This window comes from Bacillus sp. JJ1503, from assembly GCF_036965125.1.
Classification (GTDB): Bacteria; Bacillota; Bacilli; order Bacillales; family Cytobacillaceae; genus Cytobacillus.
In genome coordinates, this window is record NZ_JBALOZ010000499.1 from 1 (window position 1) to 4,410 (window position 4,410).

The window sequence follows — 4,410 nt, forward strand, 5'->3', positions numbered from 1 at the left end:
AAATAGGAAAGTGCCTATTTTTTCTTAGTTCATTATTATGTAAAAATAGCTATCTATAATAGAGGTGGCGATGCAATCAGCTAATGCTGATATCAAACTCGATTAAGTAAATAGGCAGTTGTTCACCTAGGTAAGAAGTAATCTACTCTAAAATAAATAACATTAATATTAATAATTGTAACTTTTTGTATGCGCTTACAAATGTATACCTGAGTTCCTAAAACTACTTCAATAATTCTCTACAAAAGATGACTTCTTCCTTTATTCTAGATGACTCTGTTGTTTGGATACCTGGTAAACATCTGGACCTTTGATCTTAGTCAAATATGGAAAAATTGTGCAATACTTTAATCGCGTTATTAGTTTAGTAAACAATTGTACCCACCTCGAAAAACAGGGAGTGAGAAATCTATGCATGAACAACAATTGGAGAGAGGTCTAAAGAACAGGCATGTCCAACTAATCGCCATTGGCGGGGCGATCGGAACTGGATTATTTCTTGGAGCAGGAAAATCTATTCATTTAACAGGGCCTTCAATTTTATTTGCTTATATGATTACAGGCATAGTTTGCTTTTTAATCATGCGCTCACTTGGAGAGCTGCTCTTAAGTAATCTGAAATATCATTCTTTTGTTGACTTTGTTCAAGATTATTTAGGGAATATGGCAGCATTTATCACCGGATGGACCTACTGGTTTTGCTGGATTTCAATTGCAATGGCTGACTTAACAGCAGTTGGTCTTTACTTTCAGTATTGGTTCCCTAGTGTACCACAGTGGATGCCAGCTTTAATTGCGCTTGTCGTGTTGCTCGTTATGAACCTGGCAACTGTAAAACTTTTTGGCGAATTGGAATTTTGGTTCGCATTAATTAAAATTATCGCGATTCTAGCACTAATTGTCGTTGGAATTTTTATGATTATTACTGGCTTTACCTCGAATGCAGGCACAGCTAGTCTCACGAATTTATGGAGTCACGGCGGAATGTTCCCGAATGGCTTAAATGGCTTTATTCTCTCATTCCAGATGGTCGTGTTTGCGTTTGTTGGTATTGAGCTTGTGGGACTGACAGCAGGTGAAACGAAAGATCCAGAAAAAGTAATCCCAAAAGCAATTAATAGTATTCCTATTCGGATTATTATTTTCTACATTGGTGCACTGATTGTTATTATGAGTGTATATCCGTGGAACTCGATCAACCCAATGGAAAGTCCGTTCGTTCAAGTTTTCGTAGGACTAGGTATCACAGCTGCTGCTGGTATCGTCAACTTTGTCGTTCTTACATCCGCAGCTTCTGCAGGTAATAGCGCCGTTTTTAGTACAAGCCGGATGCTATACTCTCTTGGAAAAGATAATAATGCACCTGTTCCATTTACAAAACTTGATTCCCGTAAAGTACCTTCCAATGCATTGATCTTTTCAACTGGCGTCATACTCATTTCTGTTGTTTTAAACTATGTAATGCCAGAGGGAGTATTTACACTGATTACAAGTGTTTCTACCGTATGTTTCATCTTCATTTGGGGAATTACGGTTATCAGCCATTTGAAATACCGTAAAACAAGGCCAGATTTAGCGAAAGTGAATAAATTTAAATTACCGCTTTATCCATTTTCCAATTACTTGATTCTTGCTTTCCTAGCGTTCGTTCTTGTAGTACTTGCACTAGCGGAAGATACTCGTGTTGCCTTGTTTGTAACTCCTGTTTGGTTTATTATTCTGGTTGTGATTTATAAGATTCGGCAAACAAAGGCAAATCATGAGAATAAAGGAAATGTAGCGTAAAATTTAGATGCAATGGATAAAATTCCGATTAGCATGGTGATCAACACTTTCTAAATTAATAAAGTTTTTCCAGAAAAATATTGACATATTATGATAAAACTCTTATTCTAATAATTACAAAAATTAAATATAGTACGGATGATAGTTGTGGGAGAGTGTAGTCGTCAATACCACCGAAGGAGCAAGTTCCAAAAATACCCTTGGAACTAATCTCTCAGGTAGAAGAACTACAACTGGACGTTACTCTGGAGAGCGCGTTTAATTAAACGCCACCAAAGGGGAAGACTCTTATAAAGAGTTAAACTCTCAGGTAAAAGGACAGAGAAGGGGGAGAGAGCGCATCAATACCCTTTTCTGTCCTTTTTTGTGTTCAAAAAATGACAGCAAAGCGTATTGTCTACCTGCCTTTGTCTTGGAAAAGAATAAATGTAGCTGAACAAACGATTTTTAAATTCCCAAAATTGCAAATTTATAATTTTTAAAACAGCTAGGGAAAGTCAGAATTGAAAATCAAGGAGGAATAGATATGAGTTTACGGGAAAATGATTCAACCATTTTTGAAGCGATCGAGAAGGAAAGTCACCGCCAGCATCATGCATTAGAGTTAATTGCATCAGAAAATTTTGTAAGCGATGATGTATTAGAAGCCATGGGGAGCGTATTGACTAATAAATATGCAGAAGGGTACCCAGGTAAGCGTTATTACGGTGGATGCGAAAATGTAGATGTTGTTGAAAATGTTGCTATTGAACGTTTAACTAAATTATTTGGCGCTAAATTTGCAAATGTCCAAGCTCACTCAGGTGCCCAAGCGAATACAGCTGTATTTTTTGCCTTGCTTCAGCCAGGCGATAAAATTATGGGAATGAATTTATCACACGGTGGGCATCTAACCCATGGAAGTCCGGTAAACATGTCAGGAAAATGGTTTGAGGTTGTGTCTTATGGAGTAAGAGAAGATAATCACCTGATCGATTATGATGAACTTGAAGCAATTGCTGAAAAAGAACAGCCAAAATTAATTATTGCTGGCGGAAGCGCATATACAAGAATAATTGATTTTGCCCGATTTAGAGAAATTGCCGATAAAGTTGGCGCAAAATTGATGGTTGATATGGCGCATATTGCAGGACTTGTTGCTGCAGGTCTACATCCTTCACCTATTCCGTTTGCAGATGTCGTGACTAGCACAACGCATAAAACATTAAGAGGTCCACGTGGCGGTATTATTTTGACGAATGATGAAGATATAATTAAAGCTATTAATAAAGCCGTGTTCCCTGGAATTCAAGGCGGCCCACAAATGCATATTATTGCTGCGAAGGCTGTTGCATTTAATGAAGCATCCCAGCAAAGTTTTAAAGAGTATGCTAAACAAGTCATCGAAAATGCAAAAACACTTGGTCAAGAGTTAGTGAAAGAAGGCGCAGCCCTCGTTTCTGGAGGAACCGATAATCATATCGTATTACTAGATGTTCGCCCTTGGGATTTAACAGGCAAAGAGGCGGAAAAGCTGCTTGAAGAAGCAGGCATCACCGTCAACAAAAACACGATTCCATATGATCCACAAAGTCCGTTCGTAACAAGCGGAATCCGCATGGGGACACCAGCGTTAACAACGCGGGGAATGAAAAAAGAAGAAATGGTGCAAATTGCGAAAGTTATCGCAGCTGTCTTGAAGAGCAAAGGGGATTCAGAGGTTTTAGAAAAGGCAAAGGAAACAACAAAAAGCATTTGTGCTGAGTTTCCGTTATTTCAACAACAGCCAGTTCTTGTATAAGAAAGACATTGTAAAGTGGGTGTCCAAAAGTAACTTTTGGCCACCCTTTTTTTGCATAAAAAACTTTAAATCCGACATTTTTGTAATAATTAAGTCACCACAACGAATTATCTAAAGGAACTATTTTCTTAAGTACATTCAAAATCCCACGAACCAATTAGTTCTTCCAATAGACATTGAAGACCTCATTCCCAAACCACATCTTGTCGAATTGTCGATTTAGCAGTTGGAAAAATGCACTCCTATTTGCTTGCATTTCTTCATCCTGATGATAATCGTCTTCCCAATCATCCATTAAAACTAGTTAATTAATTCAGAGTTTATTAAATTTTCTTCTCTATTTGGTCAGTTATAGCGTATAATACTTTTGATTTGATCGGAGAAAGGGTTGATAATTAATGGATAATATTGATAAGAATATCCTTCAACTATTAACAAATAACGGGCGAGTATCATATGTAGAGATTGGAAAACAATTAGGTTTATCACGAGTTGCTGTCAGAGAAAGAGTAAATAAATTAGTAGAAGACAAGGTTATCGAACAATTTACTGTAGTAATAAATAGCGAAAAGGTTGGAAAAAATGTTTCTGCTTTTTTTGAAATAGATTGTGAACCTAGTTCACTCGTTAAAGTAGCTGAAGCGTTAGCAGAAAACCCTAATGTTGCCAGCTGCTATCAAATGACAGGCCCCTCAACATTACATATGCATGTTTTGGTAGAAAATTTTAATTCTCTAGAAAGATTCATTAATGAAGAATTATACGCATTAAATGGAATAACTCGTGTGGAGAGTCACATTTTACTACGTCGCTTTAAAAGTAGAAGAGGACTTAAATTATAAGTA

General features: G+C 37.0%; 3 protein-coding genes and 2 riboswitches. All 3 genes read left to right on the top strand.

What is annotated here, in order from left to right:
- Positions 1–411 precede the first annotated feature (411 nt).
- The 3 genes from V7149_RS25885 to V7149_RS25895 all read left to right on the top strand — a co-directional run bounded on the left by V7149_RS25885 (position 412) and on the right by V7149_RS25895 (position 4,407).
- Positions 412–1,785 carry an amino acid permease gene (locus tag V7149_RS25885; RefSeq protein ID WP_335348422.1) on the top strand — a complete coding sequence of 458 codons (1,374 nt, stop codon included), beginning with the start codon at positions 412–414 and terminating at the stop codon, positions 1,783–1,785.
- A gap of 138 nt (positions 1,786–1,923) precedes the next feature.
- Positions 1,924–2,025: riboswitch (glycine riboswitch) on the top strand.
- Positions 2,026–2,117, top strand: a riboswitch (glycine riboswitch).
- A 194-nt stretch (positions 2,118–2,311) separates the two neighbouring features.
- Entirely contained in the window at positions 2,312–3,565 is a 1,254-nt protein-coding gene (glyA, locus tag V7149_RS25890; RefSeq protein ID WP_335348423.1) for a serine hydroxymethyltransferase, read from the top strand.
- A 398-nt stretch (positions 3,566–3,963) separates the two neighbouring features.
- Positions 3,964–4,407 carry an Lrp/AsnC family transcriptional regulator gene (locus tag V7149_RS25895; RefSeq protein WP_335348424.1) on the top strand — a complete coding sequence of 148 codons (444 nt, stop codon included), beginning with the start codon at positions 3,964–3,966 and terminating at the stop codon, positions 4,405–4,407.
- Positions 4,408–4,410: the final 3 nt, after the last annotated feature.

Coding starts and splice junctions, on each gene's coding strand:
- V7149_RS25885 (WP_335348422.1), top strand. CDS start 412: ATGCATGAACAACAATTGGAGAGAGGTCTAAAGAACAGGCATGTCCAA.
- V7149_RS25895 (WP_335348424.1), top strand. CDS start 3,964: ATGGATAATATTGATAAGAATATCCTTCAACTATTAACAAATAACGGG.
- glyA (WP_335348423.1), top strand. CDS start 2,312: ATGAGTTTACGGGAAAATGATTCAACCATTTTTGAAGCGATCGAGAAG.